Source organism: Streptomyces sp. SID12488, from assembly GCF_010548275.1.
Classification (GTDB): domain Bacteria; phylum Actinomycetota; class Actinomycetes; order Streptomycetales; family Streptomycetaceae; genus Streptomyces.
Genome location: NZ_JAAGLT010000020.1, coordinates 1 through 25,102, shown reverse-complemented (window position 1 = coordinate 25,102; position 25,102 = coordinate 1). Strand labels below are relative to the sequence as shown.

Annotated in this window: 28 protein-coding genes and 1 pseudogene; 13 read left to right on the top strand and 16 right to left on the bottom strand. The window is 70.1% G+C overall.

Going from position 1 to position 25,102, the window contains the following annotated elements; genetic code table 11:
* Positions 1 to 12: 12 nt before the first annotated feature.
* The 4 genes from G3I56_RS26960 to G3I56_RS26945 all read right to left on the bottom strand — a co-directional run bounded on the left by G3I56_RS26960 (position 13) and on the right by G3I56_RS26945 (position 3,682).
* On the bottom strand, positions 13 to 786 hold the full coding sequence (locus tag G3I56_RS26960) for an IS6 family transposase (protein ID WP_239135122.1): 774 nt from the start codon (positions 784 to 786) through the stop codon (positions 13 to 15).
* A gap of 133 nt (positions 787 to 919) precedes the next feature.
* On the bottom strand, positions 920 to 1,510 hold the full coding sequence (locus tag G3I56_RS26955; protein ID WP_164413292.1) for a TetR/AcrR family transcriptional regulator: 591 nt from the start codon (positions 1,508 to 1,510) through the stop codon (positions 920 to 922).
* A gap of 113 nt (positions 1,511 to 1,623) precedes the next feature.
* Complete coding sequence (locus G3I56_RS26950; protein WP_164413290.1) at positions 1,624 to 2,676, bottom strand: hypothetical protein; 1,053 nt, start codon at positions 2,674 to 2,676, stop codon at positions 1,624 to 1,626.
* 367 nt (positions 2,677 to 3,043) lie between these two features.
* On the bottom strand, positions 3,044 to 3,682 hold the full coding sequence (locus tag G3I56_RS26945) for a MerR family transcriptional regulator (protein ID WP_164413288.1): 639 nt from the start codon (positions 3,680 to 3,682) through the stop codon (positions 3,044 to 3,046).
* A gap of 109 nt (positions 3,683 to 3,791) precedes the next feature.
* Here G3I56_RS26945 and G3I56_RS26940 point away from each other — a divergent pair, with 109 nt between their 5' ends.
* The 3 genes from G3I56_RS26940 to G3I56_RS26930 all read left to right on the top strand — a co-directional run bounded on the left by G3I56_RS26940 (position 3,792) and on the right by G3I56_RS26930 (position 6,375).
* Positions 3,792 to 4,214 (top strand): DUF3291 domain-containing protein, encoded by a 423-nt coding sequence (locus tag G3I56_RS26940; RefSeq protein WP_164413286.1) that lies wholly within the window; start codon positions 3,792 to 3,794, stop codon positions 4,212 to 4,214.
* 118 nt (positions 4,215 to 4,332) lie between these two features.
* The gene (locus G3I56_RS26935; protein WP_164413284.1) at positions 4,333 to 5,817 is read left to right on the top strand and encodes an MFS transporter; all 1,485 of its coding nucleotides are present in this window, start codon (positions 4,333 to 4,335) and stop codon (positions 5,815 to 5,817) included.
* A 123-nt stretch (positions 5,818 to 5,940) separates the two neighbouring features.
* Positions 5,941 to 6,375 (top strand): cupin domain-containing protein, encoded by a 435-nt coding sequence (locus tag G3I56_RS26930; RefSeq protein WP_164413283.1) that lies wholly within the window; start codon positions 5,941 to 5,943, stop codon positions 6,373 to 6,375.
* A 30-nt stretch (positions 6,376 to 6,405) separates the two neighbouring features.
* Here the strand turns inward: G3I56_RS26930 and G3I56_RS26925 are convergent, their stop codons facing one another.
* From G3I56_RS26925 to G3I56_RS26910, 4 genes are all read right to left on the bottom strand, one after another.
* Positions 6,406 to 8,775 carry a SpoIIE family protein phosphatase gene (locus G3I56_RS26925; RefSeq protein ID WP_164413281.1) on the bottom strand — a complete coding sequence of 790 codons (2,370 nt, stop codon included), beginning with the start codon at positions 8,773 to 8,775 and terminating at the stop codon, positions 6,406 to 6,408.
* A 123-nt stretch (positions 8,776 to 8,898) separates the two neighbouring features.
* The gene (locus tag G3I56_RS26920; RefSeq protein ID WP_164413279.1) at positions 8,899 to 9,363 is read right to left on the bottom strand and encodes a peroxiredoxin; all 465 of its coding nucleotides are present in this window, start codon (positions 9,361 to 9,363) and stop codon (positions 8,899 to 8,901) included.
* Complete coding sequence (locus G3I56_RS26915; RefSeq protein WP_164413277.1) at positions 9,360 to 9,740, bottom strand: hypothetical protein; 381 nt, start codon at positions 9,738 to 9,740, stop codon at positions 9,360 to 9,362. The genes G3I56_RS26920 and G3I56_RS26915 overlap by 4 nt, the downstream gene beginning before the upstream one ends.
* Positions 9,741 to 9,824: 84 nt before the next feature.
* Complete coding sequence (locus tag G3I56_RS26910) at positions 9,825 to 10,538, bottom strand: TetR/AcrR family transcriptional regulator (RefSeq protein ID WP_164413275.1); 714 nt, start codon at positions 10,536 to 10,538, stop codon at positions 9,825 to 9,827.
* Between the two features lie 123 nt (positions 10,539 to 10,661).
* On the opposite strand from G3I56_RS26910, the gene G3I56_RS26905 reads away from it, so the two are divergent.
* Entirely contained in the window at positions 10,662 to 11,435 is a 774-nt protein-coding gene (locus tag G3I56_RS26905; protein WP_164413273.1) for an SDR family oxidoreductase, read from the top strand.
* Positions 11,436 to 11,574: 139 nt separating this feature from the next.
* Positions 11,575 to 13,209 (top strand): trehalase family glycosidase, encoded by a 1,635-nt coding sequence (locus G3I56_RS26900; RefSeq protein WP_164413271.1) that lies wholly within the window; start codon positions 11,575 to 11,577, stop codon positions 13,207 to 13,209.
* 45 nt (positions 13,210 to 13,254) lie between these two features.
* Here the strand turns inward: G3I56_RS26900 and G3I56_RS26895 are convergent, their stop codons facing one another.
* The 3 genes from G3I56_RS26895 to G3I56_RS26885 all read right to left on the bottom strand — a co-directional run bounded on the left by G3I56_RS26895 (position 13,255) and on the right by G3I56_RS26885 (position 15,320).
* Complete coding sequence (locus G3I56_RS26895) at positions 13,255 to 13,776, bottom strand: MarR family transcriptional regulator (RefSeq protein WP_164413270.1); 522 nt, start codon at positions 13,774 to 13,776, stop codon at positions 13,255 to 13,257.
* Between the two features lie 186 nt (positions 13,777 to 13,962).
* Positions 13,963 to 14,622, bottom strand: a complete 660-nt coding sequence (locus G3I56_RS26890) for a response regulator transcription factor (RefSeq protein ID WP_343240057.1) — start codon at positions 14,620 to 14,622, stop codon at positions 13,963 to 13,965.
* Between the two features lie 173 nt (positions 14,623 to 14,795).
* Entirely contained in the window at positions 14,796 to 15,320 is a 525-nt protein-coding gene (locus G3I56_RS26885; RefSeq protein WP_203690768.1) for a MarR family transcriptional regulator, read from the bottom strand.
* Positions 15,321 to 15,912: 592 nt separating this feature from the next.
* Between G3I56_RS26885 and G3I56_RS26880 the strand changes: the two genes are divergently transcribed.
* Together G3I56_RS26880 and G3I56_RS26875 are read left to right on the top strand one after the other, a co-directional pair.
* The gene (locus tag G3I56_RS26880; RefSeq protein WP_164413268.1) at positions 15,913 to 16,836 is read left to right on the top strand and encodes an SGNH/GDSL hydrolase family protein; all 924 of its coding nucleotides are present in this window, start codon (positions 15,913 to 15,915) and stop codon (positions 16,834 to 16,836) included.
* 234 nt (positions 16,837 to 17,070) lie between these two features.
* Positions 17,071 to 18,105 (top strand): zinc-binding dehydrogenase, encoded by a 1,035-nt coding sequence (locus G3I56_RS26875; protein WP_164413267.1) that lies wholly within the window; start codon positions 17,071 to 17,073, stop codon positions 18,103 to 18,105.
* Between the two features lie 27 nt (positions 18,106 to 18,132).
* On the opposite strand, the gene G3I56_RS26870 is transcribed toward G3I56_RS26875, so the two are convergent.
* Together G3I56_RS26870 and G3I56_RS26865 are read right to left on the bottom strand one after the other, a co-directional pair.
* Entirely contained in the window at positions 18,133 to 18,300 is a 168-nt protein-coding gene (locus tag G3I56_RS26870; protein WP_164413266.1) for a hypothetical protein, read from the bottom strand.
* A 41-nt stretch (positions 18,301 to 18,341) separates the two neighbouring features.
* Complete coding sequence (locus tag G3I56_RS26865) at positions 18,342 to 18,635, bottom strand: hypothetical protein (RefSeq protein ID WP_164413265.1); 294 nt, start codon at positions 18,633 to 18,635, stop codon at positions 18,342 to 18,344.
* Positions 18,636 to 18,715: 80 nt separating this feature from the next.
* On the opposite strand from G3I56_RS26865, the gene hemC reads away from it, so the two are divergent.
* Positions 18,716 to 19,651 carry a hydroxymethylbilane synthase gene (gene hemC, locus G3I56_RS26860; protein ID WP_164413264.1) on the top strand — a complete coding sequence of 312 codons (936 nt, stop codon included), beginning with the start codon at positions 18,716 to 18,718 and terminating at the stop codon, positions 19,649 to 19,651.
* 71 nt (positions 19,652 to 19,722) lie between these two features.
* Here hemC and G3I56_RS26855 read toward each other — a convergent pair whose 3' ends face one another.
* Positions 19,723 to 20,280, bottom strand: coding sequence for a hypothetical protein (locus tag G3I56_RS26855; protein WP_164413263.1), 558 nt, complete (start codon positions 20,278 to 20,280; stop codon positions 19,723 to 19,725).
* A 599-nt stretch (positions 20,281 to 20,879) separates the two neighbouring features.
* Here G3I56_RS26855 and G3I56_RS26850 point away from each other — a divergent pair.
* Positions 20,880 to 21,740, top strand: a complete 861-nt coding sequence (locus tag G3I56_RS26850; RefSeq protein WP_164413261.1) for a SigB/SigF/SigG family RNA polymerase sigma factor — start codon at positions 20,880 to 20,882, stop codon at positions 21,738 to 21,740.
* Positions 21,741 to 22,020: 280 nt separating this feature from the next.
* On the top strand, positions 22,021 to 22,836 hold the full coding sequence (locus G3I56_RS26845; RefSeq protein WP_164413259.1) for a VOC family protein: 816 nt from the start codon (positions 22,021 to 22,023) through the stop codon (positions 22,834 to 22,836).
* A gap of 9 nt (positions 22,837 to 22,845) precedes the next feature.
* Here G3I56_RS26845 and G3I56_RS26840 read toward each other — a convergent pair whose 3' ends face one another.
* Both G3I56_RS26840 and G3I56_RS26835 read right to left on the bottom strand, forming a co-directional pair.
* Complete coding sequence (locus G3I56_RS26840) at positions 22,846 to 23,358, bottom strand: hypothetical protein (RefSeq protein WP_164413257.1); 513 nt, start codon at positions 23,356 to 23,358, stop codon at positions 22,846 to 22,848.
* An 85-nt stretch (positions 23,359 to 23,443) separates the two neighbouring features.
* Complete coding sequence (locus tag G3I56_RS26835) at positions 23,444 to 23,947, bottom strand: pep a2 (protein ID WP_164413255.1); 504 nt, start codon at positions 23,945 to 23,947, stop codon at positions 23,444 to 23,446.
* 260 nt (positions 23,948 to 24,207) lie between these two features.
* On the opposite strand from G3I56_RS26835, the gene G3I56_RS26830 reads away from it, so the two are divergent.
* The 3 genes and pseudogenes from G3I56_RS26830 to G3I56_RS26820 all read left to right on the top strand — a co-directional run.
* A complete protein-coding gene (locus G3I56_RS26830) occupies positions 24,208 to 24,504 on the top strand; it encodes a DUF5133 domain-containing protein (protein ID WP_164413253.1) in 297 nt (98 codons plus the stop codon).
* Positions 24,505 to 24,545: 41 nt separating this feature from the next.
* Complete coding sequence (locus tag G3I56_RS26825) at positions 24,546 to 24,689, top strand: maltotransferase domain-containing protein (RefSeq protein WP_164413251.1); 144 nt, start codon at positions 24,546 to 24,548, stop codon at positions 24,687 to 24,689.
* A 6-nt stretch (positions 24,690 to 24,695) separates the two neighbouring features.
* Positions 24,696 to 24,947, top strand: a pseudogene (locus G3I56_RS26820) (alpha-1,4-glucan--maltose-1-phosphate maltosyltransferase); the annotation flags it as partial.
* Positions 24,948 to 25,102: the final 155 nt, after the last annotated feature.

Below are 25,102 nucleotides of genomic sequence, written 5' to 3'. Positions count from 1 at the left end.
GGGAGGGCGTGGTCACGTTGTTGGCTGCGTGACTGCCTGACGGCGCGTCGGGGCAGGGTGGGCTTGGAAGCCGGCCTTGTGCTCAGGCCGCGGTGGCAAGGCGGTGACGCCGGTGATCTGCTCCCAGAGGGCGAAGCGGACGGTCATATCGGCTCGGTAGTCGTGGGCGGGCGTCAGATGGCGGCGGGGCCGGAAGTGGGGCGAGATACCGCTGAACGCGGACAGGAACCGCTGGGCCCCGCCCACGGAGCGGAATCCCTGCTTCGCGCGTTCACGCTGCCGGGTCGGCTGATGGCTGTTCGCCGCCCGGTTGTTCAGGTACGTCGACGGGCGGTGCTCGACGCAGGGCATGACCTCGCGGTGGGCGGCGCCGTAGGAGCAGAGCTCGTCGGTGACGACCACCCGCGGCACCGCACCCGGCCTCTTCATCAGCCTGCGGAAGAAACGCCTGGCTGCGACGGTGTCCCGCCGGTTCCGCATCAGGATGTCCAGGACGTTGCCGTTCTGGACGACGGCCCCCCACCGGTACTGCAACCGCCCGTTGATCTTGACGAAGAACTCGTCCAGGTGCCACCTGTCCCCGGGCCGGGGCTGCCGACGGCGCAGCACGTTGGCGTAGGCCGGCCCGAACTTGGCGCACCAGCGGCGCACCGTCTCGTAGGAGACGCTCACGCCGCGCTCGAGCATGAGCTCCTCGACCTCGCGGAAGCTGAGCGGGAAGCGGTGGTTCAGCCACACACAGGGGGAGATGACCTCGACCGGGTACCGGTGCCCTTTGTACGGCAGCGACGCGCTCCCTACGGACGACCCTTCCCTGGGCGCCGATCAACCAGGAGATCATCCCACCGGTCAGCCAACGTGACAGTGCCGCCCTGGCCCCGGACCCAGGAACAGCGCCCCTACTGTCGGGCGGCCTGATTCATTGCTCCGGCGTGGCCGTGGTGCGCCGGATGAGTGTCCACAGGCGGTCTGCGACGGCCACGACTTCTGTTTCCGGCGCCTGTTCCCGAGACTGCATCCAGGGCGTCAGTACTGCAAGAAGACCGCCGGCCAGGAAGAGACGGGTCTCCGGCTCGTGGCTGAGCTGACTGAAATATGCAGCCGTATGATCCACCACGGCCTGACGCCCCTGGCCGAATTGTCCGTCTCCTCGGATGATTCGCCCGTACATCCAGCGATGACGATTGAGCTCCCGCAGCAGATCCAGCAGGGTCGACGGCACGTCCTCGCCCGGGGACTCCTCCGTCATTCCTTGTTCAACACGCATCTGCAGCCGACGCTGGACGGCCTCGGCGATCAACTCCTCCGGGCCGGAGTAGTGCTGGTAGAAGGTCGGTCGGCTGAGACGCGCCGCGGCGGTGATCTCACTGATCGAAAGGGTCCGCGAATCCGTGCCCGTATTCTGGAGCAAGTGGATCACGGCGTCGACCAGTAGTTCCCGGGTGCGGGTTACTCGCGGATCAACTCTCGATTCCTTGCTGATATCGCTGACGCCTTTCCGCCTTATCATGATCGACCCTCATTCCGGGGAGCAGTCTAGCTGCGCACCAGTTCAGGGACTTCACGCGGCGCCGGCAGTGCGAGGAGCGCGGGCGGCCGGGGAACCCCGGCCGCCCGCACCGGTCAGGCCAGCGGGCTCTTGGACACCGGGTCGCCGCGGAAGGCGCCGTGCTTGGGTTCGGTCTCGCCCCAGGCGAACCAGGTCGCAGGTTCACGGGTGTCGCCGACGCGGCGGAACCTGCCCTCCTGCTGCGGGGTCGGCGGCTGCCCGTGCTCCACCATGTCAGGCATGCTGCCCTTCGGATGACGGAGGAACTCCCACTGCTGCCCGTCGACATTCAGCGCGATCTGCTCGGCAAACGGGGTGCCGTCCTGCTGGTAGACGCGGACATCGACGTCCTGTGTCGCCAGGACCTGCTTGCCGTCGGTGACCACACCGAATCCCAGCCGGTCGTGGCCCACGATGAAGTGCCCGCCCTCGAAGGAGCCGTCCTTGTACCGTGTGGCCCAGGTGTACCAGAGCAGGTGGCCCTCGTTCTCCATGACCAGGTCCTTGTCCCTGTAGAGGGTGCCCTCCTCGTGCATGTAGACCTGGTCGAAGGCGAGCATCCCGCGCACCGGGCGTCCGAGCACGATTCCTGTCACCTCCACGAACTGGGAGACGTAGTAGGTGCCGTAGTCACGACCGGGCAGGTACCAGTGCAGGCCAGGGTTGATCGGGGTGCCGGTGAGCTCGAACAGACCCTCCTCGCGCCAGGTGAAGGAATCGAGTCCGTACCGGACTTCGAAGGGCCGCCCAGGAACGCCGGCGGCCTGCCGCCAGACCGCCTCCTCGCCCTCCCGGACGCCGACGGCGCCCTCGGCGGACGCCGCCGCCTGCATGCGCTCCATGTCGTAGCGCAGGGTCGTGTCGTCGATGAGCGTGGACTGGAAGAGCAACAGCCGTGGGACGCCTCCCCCGAGGCCGTCGGCCTGGTGAGAGTTGCGGTTGACGCTGCGGCACACCTCGTAGATCTCGCCCTGTTCGTCGTCGAGACGACCGTAGACGAACGTCGCCCCCGGGGGCAGGCCGTAATACGACCGGTCCGACAGAACGTCCTCGACGGTGGGCTGGTGAGCGCCCGAGAGCATCTGGAGGAAGTGCCCCCGGGGGTGTACGTGCTTGACGATCGGCACGATGGCCTCCCTTTCGTTCGACTTACTTTACATCTGTAAGTTACTTTACAGACTGTAAGGAACGGGTTAGCGGGTGAGACGGCAAATCCGGCGTACAGCCCGACTCGTCTGCTGCCGGCCGCCTCCCTGGTCGAGGTCGCGCCGCCATCACCAGCACCAGGCGACCGCCTACCGTCGCCGGAACAAGATCACCGCGGCAACCACAACATGATCAGGACCCCACGAGTCACGAACTACAGCTGCCGTGACTGACGGGTCGTTCTCTGCCGCCCGCGGTTTCGAGCTGGATGCGACGCCCCTCTGGTACCGCCCGACGGTCAATGGCCTGGCGGCCTGCCCAGCCGAGGAGCGCGGCCGTCGTGCCGGGTCAGTCGGCCGCCCGGTCCGCCCCGTCCGCGTACCGCCGAGCCGACTCGTTCTGCTGGGCCATGCGCCGCAGCGCCATGAGGGCGGGCTCCAGGAGGACGGTGATCAGGAGCGCGCGCTCGGCGACCTCCAACGGGGCCTCGATTCCGTCCAGTTGATCGAGGTCGAGGACCGCCGTCTCCTCGGCCAGCCGGGCGTACGACAGGAGCGCCCGCCGGTCCAGCGGTGAGCCCAGGGTGCGCAGTGAGGCGAGGGTGTCGGCCAGGGTGACACGGGCGGGGGCGGACTTGTGCACGTCCCAGCCCAACTCCTCGATCAGCGCGTCCACTTCGGCCGGTTCCGGGGAGTCCGTCTCGGCCTCGTCGGCCAGCCGGATCGCCCCGAGTGTGAGCCCCAGGAGGCGATGGGTGTCGGCGGTGTGCCCGGCGAGCGCGCCCAGCACCTCACGGGTGGTACTGACGGACAGGCCGCGTACGCCGATCAGCACGCGGATCAGCCGGAGTCTGCGCAGGTGGTTCTCGTCGTACTCGGCCTGCGTCGCCGACAGTTGGCGGCCGGCCGGGAGGAGACCTTCGCGGAGGTAGTACTTGATCGTCGTGACAGAGACACCACTGCGGCGGCTCAGCTCGGACATACGCATCGGTCGGGCTCCGCTCTGGTCATTGGATACCTCCACTGTCTAACATGGATAGTAGAGGTATCCAATAAGGCCTCTGCTCCGCCCTGCCTCTCAGAAGAAGGCCACAGCTATGCCCACCCTGCCCTGGACCACTGTCAACGAGCCCGCTCCGGACGCGACGGCGTTCGTCATGGCCTCCCGCCTGGAAGTCCGCTCCCTGCGCGACGTCCCCCGCTTCTTCCTGCGTTCCCTCGCCGCGTGGAAGCAGGTGAAGAGCGCGCCCGGCGCGTACGGCGCCTCGCTGATCGCCGAGCCACTGAAGCGAACGTTCTGGACGCTGTCGGCCTGGGAGGACAAGCAGGCCCTCTACTCGTACGCAAGGGCCGAGCCCCACAAGTCGGTCATGACCGGCCTGCGCTCCACGATGAGCCGATCGGTCTTCACCTTCTGGGAGGCGCCGGCGGCGGGCCTGCCCATCGACTGGTCGGACACGCGCGACCGGCTGGCCGCCCAGGAGCGCGCGGACGCCGACGGCGGCTCACCGACCGGTTGACCGCGCCCGGCCTCTTCTGCCGCTCCGCCGCACCGTCGGACCACTGGCTCACTGGCTCACTGGCTCACTGGCTCACTGGCTCACTGGCCCATCCACTGCCCGAGGAGACTCCCCCGCCATGACTCTGTCCGATGAGAATCCGGTCGTGCAGGACACGGCCGTCGCGCCGCCGGTCACGGACCGGCGTGTGCCTCTGTGGGTCACGATCGTCGCGTGCAGCGTGCCCATGTTCATGGTCGCGCTCGACAACCTGGTCGTCTCGACCGCCCTGCACACGCTGGCCGTCGACCTGGAGGCGAACACCCAGCAGCTCCAGTGGTTCGTCAACGCGTACGTCCTCAGTTTCGCCTGTCTGCTGATGACGGGGGCCGCGCTCGGTGACCGGTTCGGCAGACGCACGGTCTTCGTGGTCGGCGTCGTCGTCTTCACGCTGGCCTCGGTCGGCTGTGGTCTCGCCGACAGCAGCGCGCAGCTGATCACGTTCCGTGCCGTGCAGGGTTTCGGCGCCGCGGCCGTGATGCCGCTGTCGCTGACCCTGCTCTCGCAGGCCGTGCCGGATCGGCTGCGCGGGCCGGCGCTCGGCCTGTGGTCGGGTGTGAGCGGCCTGGCCGTCGCGATGGGCCCCGTGGTGGGCGGTGCGGTGGTCGAGGGGTTGGACTGGCGGTGGATCTTCTGGATCAACGTTCCGGTGGGCATCGTCGCCGTGCCGCTGATCCTGCTGACGCTCCGCGAGAGCAGACTGTCGGGAGCCGGTCTCGACCTGGTCGGCATGGTGCTGGCCGCCGCCGGCCTGTTCGCACTGGTGTGGGGCATCGTCAACGGCGAGACGGACGGCTGGACTTCGGCCGAGGTCCTCGGCGCGTTCGCCGCGAGCGCGGTGCTGCTGGCCGTGTTCGTCACCTGGGAGGCCCGGGTCCCGCAGCCGATGCTGCCGCTGTCCTTCTACAAGGTGCGGGCGTTCACCCTCACCAACTTCGTCTCGGCAGCCATGTACTTCGGTGTCTTCGGGTCCCTCTTCCTGCTCGCCCAGTACCTCCAGATCGTGCCGCCGCGCTCACCGCTTGAGGCCGGGGTCCGCACGCTGGCCTGGACGCTGATGCCGATGTTCGTCGCGCCCGTGGCGGGCCTACTCACCGACAAGGTGGGCGGCGGCCGGCTGATGGCGCTGGGCCTCTTCCTCCAGGGCGTCGGGCTCGGCTGGATCAACCTGGTCGCGGACACCGACACCGCGTACTCGTCCCTGGCCGGTCCGATGATCGTGGCCGGTATCGGCATGGGCTTCGTGTTCGCGCCGACGGCGGCGGTCGTGCTGGGCTCGGTCAGTCGCGAGCACGCGGGCAAGGCGTCCGGCGCCAACACCACCGTGCGGGAGATCGGCGGGGCGCTCGGCATCGCCGTACTGAGCACGGTGTTCGTGGCGCACGGCGGTACGGGGTCACCGCAGCGGTTCGTGGACGGGCTGCACCCGGCGGTGTGGGTCGGCGTGGTCGTGGTGTTCGCGGGCGCGGTGTGCGCGCTGGGCGTTCCGCACCGGCCCCGGCCGGAAACAGACGGCACGGCGGACACGGAGATCCTGGCCGAGGCAGTGGCCGAGCGAGCCTGAACCCCGCCCCGAGCCACCCGGAGCCGATGGCTGCTCCTCTTTCCGCCGCCCACCGCGCCCCCTAAAATCACGTTGACCTGCTCAGAACACGCTCACGCTCTCGCCGTCGAGGGGACCCCCACCATGCGCAACCTGCTTCGCACCGCCACGGCCGGAGCCGTCACGGTCACCGCGGTCCTCGCCTGCGGCACGGCCCACGCGACGCCGCCCGGGCCGGGAGTGTCGGGCCGAATACTCGCCCGGACCACCATCGGCGACACCGACTACACCCTGCGGGAGATCACCATCCCCGCAGGCCAGGCCACCGGCTGGCACTACCACGACGGTCCCCTCTACGGCCTCGTCAAGCAGGGCACCCTCAGCCACTTCGACTCCACCTGCGAGTCCGACGGCTTGTATCCGCAGGGCAGCGCCATCAGCGAGCCGGCCGGCCCCGGGAACATCCACATCGGCCGCAATCTCGGCAGCACACCCGTCGTACTCGACGTCCTGTACGTGCTGCCGCACGGCTCGCCCTTCTCTGAGGACGCGCCGAACCCCGGGTGCGACTTCCAGTGACCGGTCGCTGAACCGGTCCGGTCGTCCGGATCACTCCGCCGGCAGCGGCTGCTCCGCCCAGATCGTCTTGCCCGTACCCGTCTGGCGGCTGCCCCAGCGCTGGGTGAGCTGGGCGACGAGCAGCAGGCCACGGCCGCCCTCGTCGTACACGTGCGCGCGGCGCAGGTGCGGTGAGGTGGAGCTGCCGTCGGAGACCTCGACGATGAGCGCGCGGTCGCGGATCAGCCGGAGCTGGATGGGCGGTTCGCCGTACCGGATGGCGTTGGTGACCAGTTCACTGACGACGAGTTCGGTGACGAAGGCCTCCTCCTCCAGTCCCCAGGCGGCCAGTTGTTCCATGGCGGCCTGGCGGGTGACGGCCACGTGCGCGGGATCCGGCGGAACGTCCCAGGCGGCCACCCGCCCGGCGCCCAGCGCGCGCGTACGGGCGAGCAGCAGGGCCACGTCGTCGCCGGGCTGCTCGGGCAGTACGGCCTTGAGCACCGCGTCGCACACGGCGTCGAGCGACGCGTCGGGCAGGTTCAGCGCGCGGCAGAGTTCGGCGGTGGCGTGGTCGATGTCCCGGTCGCGGTCCTCGATCAGCCCGTCGGTGTAGAGGGCGAGGAGTGAGCCCTCGGGCAGTTTCAGCTCGGTCGCCTCGAAGGGCAGGCCGCCGACGCCGAGCGGCGGGCCCGCCGCCACCTCGATCAGCTCGGCGACGCCGCCGGGCGGTACGACGACCGGTGGCGGGTGTCCGGCGGAGGCGAGGGTGAGCCGGCGCGAGACCGGGTCGTAGACGGCGTAGAGGCAGGTGGCGCCCAGTTCGGCGACATCGGCACCGTCCTCCTCGTCGGCGAGGTGGGTGACCAGGTCGTCGAGGTGGGTGAGGAGTTCGTCCGGAGGAAGATCGACGTCCGCGAGGGTCCGTACGGCCGTACGGAGCCGTCCCATGGTCGCGGAGGACTGGATGCCGTGCCCGACGACGTCGCCGACGCAGAGAGCGACCCGACTGCCGGACAGCGGGATGACGTCGAACCAGTCGCCACCGATGCCGGCCACCGATCCGCAGGGCAGATAGCGGTGGGCGACCTCGACGGCCGCCTGTCCGGGCAGTCCCCGGGGCAGCAGGCTGTGCTGGAGAGCCAGCGCGGTCGTGCGTTCACGGGCGAACCGGCGGGCGTTGTCGACGCAGATGGCGGCGCGGCTGGTCAGTTCCTCGGCGAGGACCACATCGTCCTCGGTGTAGGGGTCGGGGCGGCCGATGCGCAGGAAGACCGCGACGCCCAGCGTGGTGCCGCGGGCCCGCAGCGGCACGGTGACCATGGAGTGGACGCCCTTGCGGTACGGACGGCCGACTGGTTCGCGGGCGTTGCGCTCCGCCACCCACTCGTCGAACGCCCGCTCGCCGGCCCGCCCGAGCACCGCCCGGCCCTCCGCGATCGCCCGCACGGGCGGGGTGAACGGCGGGTAGGTGTCCTTCGCACCCAGCGGAATGACGGCCTCGGGCGTGCCCTCGGTGACGGAACCGTGGGCGACCCGGTGCAGTACGACCTCGTCGGCCTGTGCGGGCGTGGGTTCGTCCGCGCCGAGCACCCAGTCGAGCAGGTCGACGCTGACGAAGTCGGCGAACCGGGGCACGACGAGTTCGACGAGTTCCTCGGCGGTGCGGACGACGTCCAGGGTGGTCCCGATGCCTGCGGCCGCCTCGTTGAGCAGGGCGAGCCGCCGCCGCGCCCAGTGCTGTTCACTGCTGTCGAACGCGGCGATGCCCACCGAGACAACGGCGCCCAGGTCGTCGCGCACCGGCCACATCTCGAGGCTCCAGGCGTGTTCCCGGCCGTCGTCCGCGTCCTTGCCGAAGGTCTCGTAGCGGACGGGGGCACCCGTACGGGTGACCTCGCGCAGGTTGAGCAGGAAGCCCTGGTTGATCCGGTCGTCGGGCACGATGTTCGCGTCCCCGTAGAACTGCCCGATCAGGGCCTCTTCCTCGACCCCCATCAGGTCGCAGGCCGCGTCGTTGAGCCACGTGTAGCGCTGGTTCGTGTCGAAGGCGGACATCGACACGGAGGCCTGCCGGATGGCCCGTTCCAGCGAGGTGGGCCCCTGTGCGACCGTCCGCGGCCCGGGCTCCGCCGGTTCGGGGATGGCGGTGACCACGAATCCTCGCGCCTCGCCGTCCTCGCCCAGGACGGCGCACGCGCTGACGGTGAGTTCGACGCGGTGGCCGTCCCGGTGGCGGAGTGCGACCACGCAGGCCGCATCCGTCATCGCCGTCGGCGGCGGGTCCTCGGCGAGGAGTTCGGCGGCCGGGCGTCCCACGACGGCCTCGGCCGCGTGCCCCGTCAACCGCCGGGCACCCTCGCTCCATCCCGTCACCATGCCTCGGGCATCGATGATCACCGCGGCGGCGACTTGTTTCATACGCCCCAGGATGGTCCCTGGGCCCCGGGGCATCAACCCCGATGGCGCACCCCGGCACGGCGAACCCCGCCCACCGCCCCACGAAGAGGCGGCGGACGGGCAGGGAACGACCGGAAGGGAAGGTCAGCCCTTGTGGGCGCGGAGTGCGGCGAGGGCACGGTCCGCGTGGGTGTTCATCCGCAGCTCGCTCGTCACGACCTCCAGGACCGTCCGGTCCTCGGCTATCACGAAAGTGACCCGTTTGGTGGGCATCATCGAGAACCCGCGCTTGACACCGAACAGCTCACGGACCGTTCCGTCGGCGTCCGACAGGAGCGGCATGCCGAGCGTGTGGCTCTGCGCGAACTCCTGCTGGCGGTCGACCGAGTCCCCGCTGATTCCGACCGGCCGCGCGCCGACGGCGGCGAACTCGGCGGCCAGGTCGCGGAAGTGGCAGGCCTCGGCCGTGCAGCCGGGGGTCAGGGCCGCGGGATAGAAGAAGAGGACGATCGGCCCGTCAGCGAGCAGTTCGGACAGCCGACGGGGCGCTCCGCTCTCGTCGGGCAGCTCGAAGTCCTCGATCTTGTCGCCGACGTTCACCTTTGTCATGACCGGCCCTCTCCGTTCTTCGCGACACTGCGTGCCCACAGGACGAGCGGCACCTGTAGCGGCAGCCGCCCGATGGCCCCGGCCCGGAGGGCGGCGGGCCGGTTGCGCCAGTCGACGGCCATCTTCACGTTGGCCGGGAACACTCCGACGAAGAAGCCCGCCGTGGCCAGCGCGGCGACCCGCCGGGTACGCGGCAGCGCCACCCCGGCCGCCAGCGCGAGTTCGGCGGCGCCACTGGCGTACGTCCAGGTCCTGGGCGTGCCCGGCAGTCCGCGCGGCACGATCGCGTCGAACGTGCGGGGCGCGACGAAGTGGGTGACGCCCGCGGCGGCCAGCAGACCGGCGAGCAGCAGGGGTGAGCGTTGGGACCGGGGCACGCTTCCTCCTCGGATGGTGTGCCGGGCGATCCTACTGGACGGTAAATCCAGTTCGAGAGGTGGGTGTTCGACTGTCGCCCATGGTCAGTCCGTGGGCTCGCCGGAGTCCGCGAGCGTGCCCAGCCACTGCTGGAGGAGGGCCGCCTCGACCGTGGTGAGCAGTTGCGGGGGCTCGGCACGCAGCCGGGCCGCGAGGGTGGCCGCCGCCGCCGGTACGGCGCTCCCCCGGCCGGTGTCGCGCGGTTCACCGGCGCCGGCGGGGCGGGTGACGGATTCGATCACGGAGTCGCGCAGACGAGCGGCGAACCGGATGTCGGGGTACTGCTCCGGCCTGGTGAGCATCGACAGGGCCGCGCCGACGTTCGCCGCCATGACGACCCGGGTGGCGGCCTCCGGGGGGACGCTCAGCAGCCCGGCCGCCGCACACCGCTCCAGCACGCCGTGCAGCAGGTCGTGGGCCTCCTTCGCGGCGGCGGGGGGCGTGGTGAGCTCGGGCGAGTACATCAGGCGGTAGTGGTTCGGATGGTCCAGCGCGAAACGCATGTGGTTGTCCCAGCCTCGCTTGAGGTCGGCGACCGGGTCGGCGGTGGGCCGGGCGGCGCGCTTGGACGCGAGGTACTGCTCGAATCCCCGGTCGACCACGGCGGCCAGCAGCCCGGCCTTGTCGCCGAAGAGCCGGTAGAGCATCGGCGCCCCCACACCGGCGGCCTCGCACACAGCGCGCGTCGACACATCGGCGGCCGACGCCCGGGCCAGCAGCTCCGTGGCGGCGTCCAGGATCTTCTCTCTCGCATCCATGCCTTCACGGTACGACATTCGTAGCGACGTTACGAGCGCCTCTTAACATCGCTACGATTCGATGCTACCGTCGATACGAATCGACCGTAGCGTCGCTACGTCAGGATGGCGAAGGGATCCGTCATGACCACTCAGATCAGCACCACCCCGTCCGGTACTCCCCGCACCGGCCCGCGCGTCGCGATAGTCACCGGCGGCTCGCGCGGCATAGGACGCCAGGTGGCCCAGCAGCTCGCCGCCGACGGATTCGCCGTGGTGGTCGGCTACGCCGGCAACAAGGAGGCCGCCGAGGACACCGTACGCACCATCGAGGCCGCCGGTGGCACCGCCCTCTCCGCCCGCGCCGATGTCGCCGAGGAGGCCGACGTGAGCGCCCTGTTCGACCTCGCGGAGAGCACGTACGGCGGTGTCGACGCCGTCGTCCACGCGGCCGGCCGGATAGCACTGTCCCCGATAGCCGAACTCGACCTGGACGAGCTCGACGCCCTCCACCGCACCAACATCCGGGGCACGTTCGTCGTCGACCGGGAAGCGGCGCGCCGACTGCGGCCGGGGGGAGCACTCGTCAACTTCTCCACGTCGGTCCTCGGGCTGTCCTTCCCGGGCTACGGCGCCTACGCGGCCAGCAAGGGCGCGGTCGAGGCCCTCACACTGATCCTCGCCCGGGAGGTGCGCGGCCGGGACATCACCGTCAACGCCGTCGCACCCGGACCGACGGCCACCGACCTGTTCCTCGACGGGAAGGACGAGGAGACCGTCGCCCGCCTGGCCGCCCAGCCCCCGCTGGAACGCCTGGGCACTCCGCAGGACATCGCCTCGGTCGTGTCCTTCCTGGTCGGCCCGACCGGCCACTGGGTCAACGGCCAGGTACTGCGGGCCAACGGAGGAATCGCCTGATCCGCCGCGAGCGGCCACCCACGAGCACTCTCTGACACCGGTCCCCTCACGCCGCCGCGTCACCGACCGGGCGGTGCCGTCGTTACTCCAGGCTCCGGGAGACACACGGTTCGCGGGCGTGGAAAGGGAGCGGCGAAGAATGAGCAAGGCGGCTGCGGAGCAGGACACCGATGACCGGGACGACAAAGGAGGCCCGGTCCGCCGACGGGGGTTTCTGAAGGCCGCGAGCGGTACGGCGCTCACCGCGGCCGGCGTCGGCGCCGCCCCAGCCCCGGCCCCGGCAACCGCCCGTGCCGTGGCCCCCACGATCGGGATCAGCATGCCGTCACTCACCTTCGACGACCCGGCCACCCAGCATCGGCTGGGCAAGCTCTACGCGTCCGCGCTGACGGACGTGGTCGACCGCAACACCATCGCGGCGGATCCGGCGGTCTACGACAAGGCCGGGCTGCTCACAGACCCACCCGGCACCCTCGTACGAGCCGGGGCCGGCTATCCGACGCCGCAGCGTTGGACCAGGGACGCGGCTGTCAACGCATGGAGCGCGGCCTCCCTGCTGGCGCCGGACCTCGGGCGCAACACCCTCTGGTCGGTGGTGGACCGGGGGCCGGGCGGACTGGTCGTGCAGCAGGACAACCAGTGGTGGGACCAGGTCGTATGGATCGTGGCCGCCTGGCACCACTACCTCGTCACCGGTGACCGGGACTTCCTGGCCAAGGCGCACGAGACGGCCGTCCACACCATGGAGGCGCGCGAGACACACAGTTTCAACGGGGAGTACGGGCTCTTCCGGGGGCCGGGGTTCATGAACGACGGGATCTCCGGATATCCCGATCCACCCTCGACCGAGGGCGTCCGCTCTTCCTTCGTTCTCGACCATCCGCACGCGGCGGAGCTGCTGTGCCTGTCGACGAACTGCCTGTACTACGGCGCCCGGTCGGCCCTGGCGGCCATGGCCGACGCACTGGGCAAGCCTGCGGAGGCGACGTCATGGCGTGCGGCGGCCGAGCGGCTGCGGGTCGCGGTCGACCGGCATCTGTGGCAGCCGGACGCGGGCACGTACGCGTATCTCGTGCACGGTGGCGGTCCGTTCGCGGGCCGGGTCGACACCTCACAGGAGGGCGCCGGGCTCGCTCTCGCGCTGCTGCTCGGCGTGGCCGACGGGCAGCGGGCGCGGCAGATCCTGGACAGCGCCCACTGGCAGCCGCACGGCATCGTCAATGTCTGGCCGCATTTCGCGCGGTTCGGCGCCGGCCGTCCCGGGCGGCACAACGTGATGGTCTGGCCGATGGTGCACGGCCTGTACGGGCTGGCCGCAGCCGGCGCCGGCCGGACCGAACCGTTCGCGCGGGCCGTCGAGACCTTCGCGGACCTCGTCACCGGCAGCGGGGGCGGTTTCTACGAGGTGTACGACTCGGTGAGCGGGAAGGCCGACGGGGGCTGGCAGAGCGGCGCGAGCGGCAGAGCCGAGCACTTCGTCTCGCAGCCGCACCAGACCTGGTCGGCGACCGCGTATCTGCGCCTCGTCCACGAGGGTCTGGTCGGCCTGGAGCACTCGGCGGACGCGGTGCGGCTGAGACCGTGCCTGCCTCGGCGATGGGGGCCGGTCCGGCTGCGCGGGCTGCGCTGGCGGCGTCTGACCCTGGACATCGCGCTGACCGGCGCGGGGAACCGGGTGCGCTCCTGCACGGTGGACGGCCGGCCGGGCGCCCCGGTTCTCGCCGCGGCCGACCCCGGCCGGCACACGGTCGAGCTGGTGCTCGACGGGGAGTGACCGATCGCACCGCGGGCGCGGTGCGAAACGGCGCGAGGTGCTGCGTCAGACGTTGGGGAGGGGCTCGACGACGCCCGCCTCGGCGTCGTCCTCGAGGGAGTAGGCGAGGAAGTCGTCGACCATGCGGTGGAACAGGCCGGCGAGCTGCTGAAGTTCCTCGGCGGACCAGCCGCCGAGAGCCATCTGCATACCGCGGCGGCTCGCCTCCCGGACGCGCTCGACGGCAACCTCGCCCGTAGCGGTCAGCTCGATGCGCTGGGCGCGACGGTCGTCGGGGTCGGGTACGCGGGTGACGTAACCGGCCTTCTGGAGCTGCTGCACCTGGCGGGTGACATGGGAGGCCTCCACCGCGAGCCGGTTGGCGAGTTCGCCCGGGCGCATCGGTTCGGAGTCGGCGATCTGGCGAAGGAGCGCGGTGGCGGCCCGGTCGAGCGGGACCCCGGCGATCGCCATCAGGCGGTCGTGCTGCCGGGCACGGCTGAGCAGATAGGAGATGCGGGTGAGAGCTCGCTCGATCTCTGCCACATCCTTCGGGGCGGGAGTGGTCTTGGGTGGCGGTGTGGACATACCCTCAAGTTTACCATCTCGTTGCGTAACTCAAGTAAATTCCGCCGGCGAAGACACCGCCGCTCTCCCGGCCGACCGGGGCCTCGGACGCTCATGCCGGTGTTCCTCACCGCGTTCACGGTCGGGTGGATCGAGGAGTGCCGCGCACATGAGGAGCGGTGCGGACCGGCCGTGAACCGCCCCTGCTCACAGGGCGGTGGCGCCGAGCCAGTAGCCGAACCCCCGACGGGTGTGGATCAGCGCCGGCGTCTCCTGGTTCACCTTGCGGCGCAGCCTGGAGACGAGTTGCTCGATCGCGTTGCCGCCCCGGTACTCACCCCAGACATGCCGGGCGATCTGTTCCTTCGACAGCACCTTCCCGGAGTTGACCAGCAGGTGGCGCAGCAGCCGGTACTCCGCCGGAGTCAGATCGAGCGGGCGCGGACCGCGGCGCGCCTCACAGGTGGAGTCGTCCAGTGCCAACTCGCCGTACGACAGTGCCCTCGGCTGCTGTGCGGGGTTCAAGTCGCGCAGCAACACCTGTACGCGGACCAGGACTTCGGCGATGCGGAACGGCGTGGTCACGTAGTCCCGCCCGACCGGGCCCATCGCCGACAGCAACGCGCCCAGGGCGTCGGGCGCGGCCAGGAAGAGAACCGCCGGGCGTTCACCGGTGACACGATGCCGCCGCGCCAGCACATCCAGGTCCGGCAGCGCGAGATCGAGCACCACCAGGTCGAACCGGAAGCCCCCGAGCCGGGTCAGCGCCTCGGCCCCGGAGCACGCCGTGGAGACCAGATAGCCCGCCACCTCGAGTGCCGTCGAGAGCAGTTCGGCGGTCACGGGATCACCGACGATGACCAGCACGTGTTGCCCACGACCCTGGACCTGCGCCGGTTTCTCGCAGATGCCAGCCTCGGGAAGACCGTTCGTATGAGATCCACGCTTCACGTCTCAACGGCTGCGCGAGCCACCACGGCCGACCGTCCGACAACATCGGACGACATGGCGAGTGGGGGCACGCTACGCGCCCGGTGCGGTCAGGGAATGTGCTGGGACACGGCCACCTCACGGCCGTCGGCCGCGTCGATGGCGGCGAGCACGTCGTCGACCATGCGGTCCACGAACGCGGTCAGGCGCCGGAGCTCATGGGGCGACCACCCCTCCAGGGCCCCACTCATGCTGCGGCAACTGACCTCGCGGATACGCACGACCGCCTCGGCGCCCGCCGGGGTGAGCCGGATGCGCTGCGCTCGGCGGTCGTCGGGGTCCGGCACGCGGGTGACGTAACCGGCCTTCTGGAGCTGCTGCACCTGGCGGGTGACGTGCGAGGCCTCCACCGCCAGCAGGTTCGCCAGCTCCCCCGGGCGCAGGGGCTCGGAGTCGGCGATCTGCCGCAGGAGCACCACGGCGGAGCGCTCCAGGGGGACGCCGGCCAGTTCCCGCAGCCGCCCGTGCTGCCTGGCGTGGTACGCCAGGTGAGCGATCCGGTTGAGATTCCGATCGATCTCGGCCACGTTCGTCCCCGCCGAAGCGAGGACTTCCGCTGACGGTGGTGTAGGCATACCCGCCACCCTAACATTCTGCTTGCGTGACTCAAGCAAAATGACCCACCCCCCTTCCGGGCTCGACGCCGCCCGGCATTAGCTTGCTTGACTCAAGTAATTCACATGTGCTTGCCTGACTCAAGCAAAACGCAGTCCGTCACCGTCGGCAATACCCCCCTGCCACCCGACTGGCCCCTCGCGCCACAACCGCAGGAGTTCCCATGACCCGCACCACCTGACCACCGTCCCCGGTGACCGCCCAGGTCACCGAAGCCCGCGGCGAAGAGCCGCGGGCACCCAGACCGGGGCCGCCTTGAGCGGAGGAGGCCCCGGCGCGCCGAACCCGTGGGGACGGGGACCGGCGCGCCCCTCGGGCTCGGCGTCGGACAACTCCCCCCGTCCGGCGCCGAGTCCGAGGACATCCCACCCGGTTCGACGGCGACTCCTCGTGACCACTGGGCACCCACCGGCCCACTCCCCGGCGTGCGAGGCCGACAGCGCCACCGAGACCGTCCCGCTCACCGCCCCCCACCGTCCCCCGGGCCATGCGCCCCCGAAGCGAGCAGTGCCGGCCGGGCCGGCCTCAGGAGACGGAAGGCAGGACACCCCTATGAGGACCTATGTACGAGCCGGACTGGCCGGGGCGGTCGCGTGCGGCGTGCTGGTCACCGTGATCACCGTCGGACGCGGCGACGACGACTCGGCGCCGCCGCCGGGCCCGTACGTGGCGCTGGGCGACTCCTACACCTCGGGCCCGGGGATTCCCGCCCAGGCCACGACCCCTGCGGGCTGCGACCGCTCCGACCGGAACTACCCCTCTCTGGTCGCGCGGCAACTGGCCCTGGAAACGGCCGACTTCCGCGACATGAGTTGCAGCGGAGCGAAGATCGCCGACCTCTCCTCGGCCCAGTCCACGGACAACGGCGTCAACCCGGCCCAGCTGTCCGCGCTCACCGCGAGGACCGGACTGGTCACGATCGGCGTAGGAGGCAACGACATCGGTTTCGCCGCCACGGTCCAGGAGTGCGTCAAGAAGGGCGTCGTCTACCGGCTGACCGGCAGCGGCAGGTTCACCGGGAACGACGCGCCCTGCCACGGGGAGTACGTCTCCGACGGCGCCGACAAGGTGGCGCGGCGGATCGACGCGGCGGGCAAGCGGCTGACCGACGCGCTCGCCGAGGTGAAGCGCCGGGCACCGCGGGCCGAGGTGTACGTCGTCGGCTATCCGGCGATCCTGCCGTCCGAGGGGAAGAGCTGCGACGACGACATGACCCTCGCTCCCGGGGACGTTCGGTTCCTCGACACCAAGGAGCGGCAGCTCAACAGCACGCTGCGGAAGCGGGCCGAGGCCGCCGGGGCGGTGTACGTCGACACCTATGGGCCGTCCATCGGCCGTGACGCCTGCGCGGCTCGGGACACCCGCTGGATCGAACCCCTGATGCCGGCGGCGGACGCGGCCCCCGTTCACCCCAACGAGCGAGGTGAGCGCGGTATGGCCGACGCCGTGCTGCGCGCCCTGAAGGCCGCGGGATGAGCACTCATGTCTCATGAAGCGGACAAGTACCGCGAGACGCCCAGGTGCCGGGAAACCGGGCGTGGCATACCGGAAGCAGGGCATCCGGGCCGACGCGATCACCCGGGGCAGACAGTGCCCCCGACGTCCGGATCGACGCCACCCCGGACACCAACCGCGGCCTGAACACCGGCCGCCCCACACAGCCCCCACGCACAGACACACCAACTCCATTACACAGAAGGCGAGTTACTCATGGTCACCACGATGAAGTCCGTACACACCGCGAAGGACAAGGTCCAGGTCGTCGACGTCGAACGCCCCGTAACCGGCCCCAAGGACGCCCTCATGCGTGTCCGTGCCTGCGGCATCTGCGGCACGGACACCTTCTTCCTCCACCTCGGCGGCATGCCGACCGCCGACGGCACCATGCGCGCCATCCCGCTGGGCCATGAACCCGCCGGTGAGATCATTGAACTCGGCGCGGAGGTGAGGGACTTGAAGGTCGGCGATCGCGTCGTCGTCAACCCGCAGGGCGTGTCGTCGGGCATCATCGGCTGCGGCGGCGCACACGGCGCGATGAGCCAGTACCTGCTCCTCGACGACTGCGAGGTCGGCAGGACGGTCGCCGTCTTCCCCGACACCGTCCCCTTCGACGTCGCCTCACTGAACGAACCCATGGCGGTCGCCCGGCACTGCGTCAACCGCTCCGAAGCCACTTCCGAGGACACCGTCATCGTCTTCGGGGCCGGACCCATCGGTCTCGGCGCCACCATCTGGCTCAAGCTGCGCGGCGTCAAGCACGTCGTCGTCGCCGACGTCATCCCCGAGCGCCTCGAGACCGCCCTCGCCATCGGCGCCGACGCCGTCATCAACTCCCGTACCGAGAACGTGACGGAGCGGTTGACGGAACTCCACGGCCAGGCCGCCAACGCCCTCGGCCAGCCCCGCCCCGGCACCGACATCTACATCGACGCCGCCGGTGTCCCCGCCGTCTTCAACACCACCGTCGACTCCGCCAAGTGGGGCGCCAAGCTCGTCATGGTCGCTGTACAGAAGAAGTCCGACCAGATCGACCTCGGCGGCATGCTCCGCAGCGAGCTCACCCTGATCGCCTCCCAGGGCTACCCCACGGAGATCTTCGAGGTCACCCCCGAACTCGTCGAACACCACGAGACCTTCGCCAAGCTCATCAGCCACCGCGTCCCCTTCGGTGACGTCGGCACCGCCTTCGACCTCGCTCTCACCCCCGGAGCCGCCGAGAAGGTCGTCGTCACCTTCGACGAGTAGGACGAGCAAGCGGGCGGGGTCCCGAGGTCACCACTCGACGGACAACTCGTGGACCCCGTACGCCGCCCCGTCGTGCGTGGACACGATGCTTTCCACGTCAGTGGCCCTGCGCAGGGCCAGGAGCCGGCGATACAGCGTGCCGTGGACGACCTCCGGTCCAGCCCATGTGGTCGGGGTCCGGGAATCCGTCGGCATCACCGTTGGCGAGGTCGTTCGGCGCGATGACGCCCTCGCCGTCATGCCGCCGAGACCCGGTACCGGTACCGGGTCTCGGCGACGGTCGCCGCGAGCAGCCTCAACACGCTCACGCGGTCCATGGGTACGGCGGTGTCCGGCGCGGCGGCAGGCGTCGTACCGGCCCGGACGACCACCCCGTTCGGCGGTGTGCCGCCGCCCTCCGAGAACGGGTTCCGGGTGGTCGTGGGCATCGGTGCCGGGGCCATGGCACGGACCTTCGCCTTCGCGTCCTTCCCGCCTCGCGGGCCGGCAGCCGCACCTGCCGTGGGCCCGGCGGCGGGGCGCCTGGTCACCTCCGCGCCGGGTGCGAACTCCTCGGGCGAAGGACCCGGTTCGGGCTGGGAGGGGGCTCCGGAGGGTCTATCGTGTCGGCATGTCCGTCCCTGAAATGATCCGTATCGTCTCCCGCGACTCGCCCATGGCACTGGCCCAGGTGGAACGGGTGCGCGCCGAACTGGCCGTCGTACATCCGCAGGTGCGCACCGAGGTCGTCCCCGTGAAGACGACCGGTGACAAGTGGATGGGTGATCTGTCCCAGGTCGAGGGCAAGGGTGCGTTCACCAAGGAGGTCGACGCCGCGCTGCTGGCCGGTGAGGCCGATCTGGCGGTGCACTGCGTCAAGGACGTACCGGCCGACCGGCCGCTCCCCGCGGGCACGATGTTCGCCGCGTTCCTCAAGCGGGACGACATCCGTGACGCCCTGATCCACCCCGGTGGCCGCACCCTCGACGAGTTGCCGGACGGCACCCGGATCGGAACGTCCTCGGTGCGCCGGATCGCCCAACTGGCCGCGTCCCACCCGCATCTGGAGTGCGTGCCGTTCCGTGGCAACGCCAACCGGCGGCTGGAGAAGCTCGCGGCCGGTGAGGCCGACGCGCTGCTCCTCGCCGTGTCCGGTCTGGAGCGCATCGGCCGGATGGACGTGGTCAGCGAGATCCTCTCCCCCGAGACGATGATGCCGCCGATCGGCGCGGGCATCCTCGCCCTCCAGTGCCGTGAGGGCGACACCGAGCTGATCGACGCGGTCAGCGGCCTCGGTGACCCGGACACGCATCGGGAGGCGACGGCCGAGCGCATGTTCCTGCACGTTCTCCAGGGGCACTGCAACAGCCCGATCGCCGGGTACGCGACGGTGTCCCGCAACGGTGAACTCTCCCTGCGCGCCTGCGTGTTCACTCCGGACGGCAAGGTCCAGCTCAACGCCCACGAATGGGCGGGACGCCTCGACCCGGCCACGCTCGGTACGTCTGTGGCGGTGGCGCTGCTGCGGCAGGGCGCGCGCGAGCTGATCGACAACATCGCGCACTGAGAACCGGGGTCGGAAGCCGGGCCCGTCCGGCGGCAGCGTTGTCAGCGCGCCGGGTAGGTTCGGTCGGTCGCTCAGCTGGGTTCCGTCTGACCCTTCTGGTCCCGCTGCTCCCTGAGGTCCCGCTGTTCCTTGAGGAAGTCGCTCGCCTGGTGGGCCACCCCGTCCCGGGCCGTGCCGTGGTGCGCGCCGGTGCCGGTGAGGTCCTCGGGCAGGCCGATCCCGCCCACCCAGAGGTGCCGGTCGGCCCACTCCTCCTCGACCCGCAGCTGGATCTGTACGTCCACCTGCGCGAGGGACGATTCCGGGCCGGCCGCGTACAGGACGGCCGTGGCGCGGCGCAGCGGGTGGACGTCGAAGCCCTCGATGAACTGCGAGTTCCGCCAGTCGATGAAGGCGCCCTCGCCGTCGGGGCCGAGCCGGATGTCGATCTGGCCGTCCTCCAGGTGGACGCCGAAATGCCGGCCGCCGCGGTTCTCGACCGTCACCCGGAGACTGAAGTAGGTCAGTCCCTCGGCTGCGTCGTCGCGCCCGCGCGGCGGTTCGGCCGCGACCAGACGGTGCACGCGGACACGCAGGCCGGCATGCTCGTCGTACTCGTGCCAGTCCCCGACCACGTTCGGCTCGTGCACAGTCCACCTCTCGACCTCGGATGGCTGCTTCCTATCCTTGCGCCGGGCGCACAGTCAAATGAGCGGAATGCGCTGTGGCCAGCGAATTCGTCCCCTTGATCACTGATCAAGCGGTGTGCAGCGGAAATCCGCCGAAGGGCCGTTCCACACCAGGTGGACGCGTGCCGCACATCACGTTCCGGTGCATGGCAGTGACCGTCGTTCCGCGGGCCGGCGTGCCGAGGGGCGAGGAGGCTGCCACGACACTGAGGACGGCGGCGAACAACAGGACCCCGAAGTCGACGGCACACTGACCGGATAGAGCTCTGCGCCAGAGGTAGAAAACCATGAGGAAGGAATGGAGGGAGTCAAGAGAATGTATGCAGCATGTTCCATGTGGTGAATTCGCGTGGCGACCAACGGGGGACAGCGAGTCACTTTTTATGTCGATTTGTTTCCATGTCACCTGGAACGGGAATTCGTCCGGTAGTGCTTCGGACTGGAGGCACGCCCGTGGGAGCCGGTTCGCCGGGTCTCGGCCGATCTCCGTCCGGTCCGTGAGCGCACCCCTCCCCCGGTGTCTGTCCATCCGGCACCAGTTTGTGAGGAAGGTGCGCGCGATGCTTGTCGCCACCAGAACGAAGCAACATCCGCATGACGACGCCCCCGACACGGCCGCCGACTTCGAGCGGCTCGCCCGACTGCCCGAAGGACCGCAACGCCAGGCACTCCGGGACGACGTCATACGGGCCTGGTTGCCCATGTCGGAGCGGATCGCAGTCCGCTTCCGGGGACGCGGCGAGGCTCTGGAGGACCTCTACCAGGTCGCGGCCGTCGGTCTCGTCAAGGCTGTCGACCACTACGACCCCGAGCGCGGCGTCGCCTTCGAGGCCTACGCCGTACCGACCGTCACCGGAGAGATCAAGCGCCACTTCCGCGACCATCTGTGGGCGCTGCATGTGCCGCGCCGAGTCCAGGACCTGCGCAATCGGGTGCGCAACGCCTCCAAGGAACTGTCCGCCACCATCTCGGGACGGCCACCGACCGTCGCCGAGATCGCCGCCTACGCACAACTGAGCGAGAGCGAGGTGCGTACCGGCATGGAGGCCCTGGAGTGCTTCTCCGTGCTGTCGCTGGAGGCGGAGCTGCCACGCACCGACAGGTACGCGCTCACAGAGACCGTCGGCAAGACCGACCCCGGCTTCGACCTGGTCGTCGACCGCACTGCCGTCAGCCCCTGTCTGCGGGCTCTGCCCGAACGCGAGCGGACCATCCTCTACCTGCGGTTCTTCGGCGGGATGACGCAGAGCCGGATCGCGTCGCAGCTCGGCATCTCGCAGATGCACGTCTCCCGGCTGCTCACCACCTGCTGCGCACGCATCCGCGAGGAGCTCGACGAGGAATCGTCCACCGAGCCGTACGCCGAACACTCCGGGAAGAGCCGTGCACAGCTTGAGGAAATGCTCGCCGACGCGTGCTGAAGGCCCGGACAAGTCCGCGCCAGCCCTGTGAGTTCGGTTCGCCGCCCGGAATCCGAGCGGGTCCGTGACGGTCCGGACGAATTTCGGTTCGGCACGCATTTCGGCCGGCATTCCCCCCTCACGATCCCGGTCCGGAATCATCTCCGCGCTACGCCAATGCGGCACTCACCAGGTGCCAACAGACCCGATCGGGGTACTCGACAGGCACCGGGACGGGGTTCGGTCGGAGACTGGTGCCCGACCGGTACCTGCCGGTCGACGAAGTCAGGACACGAGTGCCATGAACCACCCGACACACTCCAGCGGCGCGACGGACGTCGTCTCCTCGACCCGTTCCGTGTTCGGCGCCCCCTGCTGGGTGAGCCTCACCAGCCGCGACACACGGGCCACCGAGGCGTTCTACAGCGCCGTACTGGGCTGGAGATGGCGTTCGGCCCGCCTGGGCGACCGATTCCGGGTCGCGCTGGTGGACGGTACACCGGTCGCGGGGATCGCCGCGGTGGCCTCCGTATGGCAGATGGTGGTCGCCTGGACCCCGTACTTCGCCGTGCCGAGCGCGGACGACGCGGTCGCCCGGGTCCGCGAGCGCGGAGGTACGGCGGCGGTCGGGCCGCTCTCCTTCCCGCCCGGCCGGGCAGCCCTGTTGGCCGACCGCGACGGAGCCATCTTCGGGATCTGGGAGGGTGAGCTGCTCACCGGCTGGGAGGCCTGGCGACGGGCGGCGCCGACCTTCGTGCGACTGCACACCCGCGACGCGTTCGACGCGGCCATCTTCTACGGCGAGATCCTGGAGTGGGCCTCGGACCGGCCCGGCAGCTGCCAGGTCCGCTACGAGGGCAACGAGGTCGTGCTGCGCAGCCGGGGCGACGTCGTGGCCCGTATCGTCTCGGGGGCGCTGGAGGCGGCTCCCGACCCCACGATCCGGCCGCACTGGCAGGTGCACTTCGCGGTCGAGGACGTGGCCGCCTGCGTCAAGGCCGCGCAGAACAGCGGCGGCAGCGTTCTGCGGTACGACTCAGGTTCCGTGCCGTACGAGGCGGTGCTGCGCGACCCGGACGGGGCGCAGTTCACAGTGACGTCGCGTCTCCCGCGCTGAGCCCGTCGGCTATCGGACCGACGAGTACAGGTGCTGGTCGCCTTCCGGAAGCCGGGCGCGGGCCCGGCCGCTCCAGAGCAGCAGGCCGTGGCACCGCTCCCAGCGGGCGACCCGCCACCCGCGGGCCAGCCACACCGCCCCGAGGAACAGCGGCGAGAGGGCCAGACTGCGCTCCCACAACAGCCCGCCGCCCAGCGCATATGCCACCAGGAAGACGAAGAGGTACACGTTGACGCAGCTGCGGTACTGCTCGCCCTGCGTCGGCAGGACCGCGCCGGTCTCCTCCAGCGGTACCGCCCTGTCGAAGTCCTGGCCCTCTCCGAACCACTTCAGCCGGGAGACGCTCAGAACTCCGAACCCCGCGGCGCACACCAGGAGCAGCAGACCGAAGGCGACCGCATGCGCGACACCTCGCGGCGCCTCGGGAGCGCCCTGCACCCCGAAAACCACCCCCGCACTCACGGCTGCCGCGCAGACCGCGAGGATCGCGCACGTCACTTCGTAGTGGACATACCTGAACACGGTGTTCCCCCTGCACCCACCCCGCCCCCGTAGCAGGATGCCAACTCCACTATGCCCGGACAGAGTCCGGAAGTACCGCGCGCCCCTACGCGTTCACAAGAACGTCCGCCGCCCTGTTCTCCGGACCGGCGAAAGCCGGTCCCTCTCGGGGCAGTTGGCGTACCTCTCGCAGGGTCGGTCCGGGCGGGGCCGGGAGCAGGGGCAGGCCTTCGCAGGCGCGGGCCCGGCGCGAGAACCAGATGACCTTGGCGCCGGTGCCGGTGACACAGCAGCCCCAGCCGTCGCTCACCGCGGCGATCCACGCCAGACAGTTGCCGAGTTCCTGGTCGAGGCGCAGGTCACGGTCGTTCTCGGCGATGGCGGTGATGAGGTGCTGGCCGTTCCACCACATCTCGATCACCGCCTGCTTGTCGGTCGCGTGCTCGTCGATGGCACGCAACAGCACTTCGGTGCCGTGGCAGACGGATCCGGCGAGGTGCTCGAGGTCCCAGAGCCGGAGGTGGGCGGCCAGGATGCGGCCCACCTGCCCGACCCGTTCGGGACAGACCTCCACGTCGAGGTGGTAGTAGCAGGACTCTGCGGTCTTCATCTTCGTTGGCTCCTCACGGCGGGCCCACGTTCCTCCACGCTCTGCGGGGCCGGGCCCCGAACGCGAAGCGTGAGCACTGTTCGCTTCTGAGTCACTCCAGAGTGGGGGCGCTAGTCCATTCGTGCAACACGAGCACCACGGGCACCGGGAGTGATGGTTGAAGACCCAACAGGACGGTGGGTCTTCGCGCGTGCACCATGAGTGAAGGTCTCGCCGTAGAAGCGCAGAAGCAGTGAGTCACGAGGAAGGGGACCAGCGCCATGCTGTTGCCCGCCAAAGCCGAGGTCGCCCGACAGCTGAACAGGTACCGGGCGTGGGAGCGCGTCATGCTCGCGTCCCCGTCCGACCGTTCGGCGCGGGACAGTTTCGAGGACTCGGGCTACACCCTGTGCGTCCTGATGGGGAAACGGTGCGCACGGGAGGCCGTGCACGCCGCCGAACGCTATCTCCGTACGAGCCTGGTCGCCTACCTCCGGGAGCAGGCCGGCTGGGCACACGGGGACCGTTTCACCGGGCACACCTCCCCCGCCGTCCAGCGCTCCACAGCGGGGGGATAGCGCCGCCCGCTCCGACCCCGTACACGGCAGAGGTGAGCCCCATGAGCCCGACCCCGGCCATCGGCCGCATCCCGGTACGGGATGTGCGCCCGGCCGTCGAGAACGGCAGACGCCCGGCCAAGGCCGTCGCGGGAGAGACCTTCCAGGTCACCGCGACGGTCTTCCGCGAGGTGCGAGGGCCATGACGCCACACGGTGCTGGTGGTCGTGAACCTCGCCCCTCACCACACCCAGGAAGCCACGGTCTCGTTGGACATGCCGCAACTCGGCCTGGGCAGGCGGGAAGACGAGGGGCATTCCCTTGAGGTGCGTGACGAACTGATGCGTGACGAACCGAGCGGCGAAACGTACCGCTGGGGCCGCACCAACTACATACGTCCGGAGCCGGGCAGGGCGCCCGCGCACGTCTTTCACCTGCTGCGGTATCCAACTGGAGGCCAGTAACACCGTGACCGTCAACGATCCCGTCCCTGACACCTTCGAGGACACTCCCGCCAAGGACCGGGACCCCGAGTGGTTCAAACGCGCCGTCTTCTACGAGGTCCTCGTCCGTTCCTTCCAGGACAGCAACGGCGACGGAATCGGTGACCTCAAGGGCC

What these genes read in the sequence shown, in the direction of transcription:
- G3I56_RS26955 (WP_164413292.1), bottom strand. Translation starts at nt 1,510, where the DNA reads ATGATAAGGCGGAAAGGCGTCAGCGATATCAGCAAGGAATCGAGAGTT.
- G3I56_RS26945 (WP_164413288.1), bottom strand. Translation starts at nt 3,682, where the DNA reads ATGCGTATGTCCGAGCTGAGCCGCCGCAGTGGTGTCTCTGTCACGACG.
- G3I56_RS26940 (WP_164413286.1), top strand. Translation starts at nt 3,792, where the DNA reads ATGCCCACCCTGCCCTGGACCACTGTCAACGAGCCCGCTCCGGACGCG.
- G3I56_RS26935 (WP_164413284.1), top strand. Translation starts at nt 4,333, where the DNA reads ATGACTCTGTCCGATGAGAATCCGGTCGTGCAGGACACGGCCGTCGCG.
- G3I56_RS26930 (WP_164413283.1), top strand. Translation starts at nt 5,941, where the DNA reads ATGCGCAACCTGCTTCGCACCGCCACGGCCGGAGCCGTCACGGTCACC.
- G3I56_RS26925 (WP_164413281.1), bottom strand. Translation starts at nt 8,775, where the DNA reads ATGAAACAAGTCGCCGCCGCGGTGATCATCGATGCCCGAGGCATGGTG.
- G3I56_RS26920 (WP_164413279.1), bottom strand. Translation starts at nt 9,363, where the DNA reads ATGACAAAGGTGAACGTCGGCGACAAGATCGAGGACTTCGAGCTGCCC.
- G3I56_RS26910 (WP_164413275.1), bottom strand. Translation starts at nt 10,538, where the DNA reads ATGGATGCGAGAGAGAAGATCCTGGACGCCGCCACGGAGCTGCTGGCC.
- G3I56_RS26905 (WP_164413273.1), top strand. Translation starts at nt 10,662, where the DNA reads ATGACCACTCAGATCAGCACCACCCCGTCCGGTACTCCCCGCACCGGC.
- G3I56_RS26900 (WP_164413271.1), top strand. Translation starts at nt 11,575, where the DNA reads ATGAGCAAGGCGGCTGCGGAGCAGGACACCGATGACCGGGACGACAAA.
- G3I56_RS26895 (WP_164413270.1), bottom strand. Translation starts at nt 13,776, where the DNA reads ATGTCCACACCGCCACCCAAGACCACTCCCGCCCCGAAGGATGTGGCA.
- G3I56_RS26885 (WP_203690768.1), bottom strand. Translation starts at nt 15,320, where the DNA reads ATGCCTACACCACCGTCAGCGGAAGTCCTCGCTTCGGCGGGGACGAAC.
- G3I56_RS26880 (WP_164413268.1), top strand. Translation starts at nt 15,913, where the DNA reads ATGAGGACCTATGTACGAGCCGGACTGGCCGGGGCGGTCGCGTGCGGC.
- G3I56_RS26875 (WP_164413267.1), top strand. Translation starts at nt 17,071, where the DNA reads ATGGTCACCACGATGAAGTCCGTACACACCGCGAAGGACAAGGTCCAG.
- G3I56_RS26870 (WP_164413266.1), bottom strand. Translation starts at nt 18,300, where the DNA reads ATGCCGACGGATTCCCGGACCCCGACCACATGGGCTGGACCGGAGGTC.
- hemC (WP_164413264.1), top strand. Translation starts at nt 18,716, where the DNA reads ATGTCCGTCCCTGAAATGATCCGTATCGTCTCCCGCGACTCGCCCATG.
- G3I56_RS26850 (WP_164413261.1), top strand. Translation starts at nt 20,880, where the DNA reads ATGCTTGTCGCCACCAGAACGAAGCAACATCCGCATGACGACGCCCCC.
- G3I56_RS26845 (WP_164413259.1), top strand. Translation starts at nt 22,021, where the DNA reads ATGAACCACCCGACACACTCCAGCGGCGCGACGGACGTCGTCTCCTCG.
- G3I56_RS26835 (WP_164413255.1), bottom strand. Translation starts at nt 23,947, where the DNA reads ATGAAGACCGCAGAGTCCTGCTACTACCACCTCGACGTGGAGGTCTGT.
- G3I56_RS26830 (WP_164413253.1), top strand. Translation starts at nt 24,208, where the DNA reads ATGCTGTTGCCCGCCAAAGCCGAGGTCGCCCGACAGCTGAACAGGTAC.
- G3I56_RS26825 (WP_164413251.1), top strand. Translation starts at nt 24,546, where the DNA reads ATGAGCCCGACCCCGGCCATCGGCCGCATCCCGGTACGGGATGTGCGC.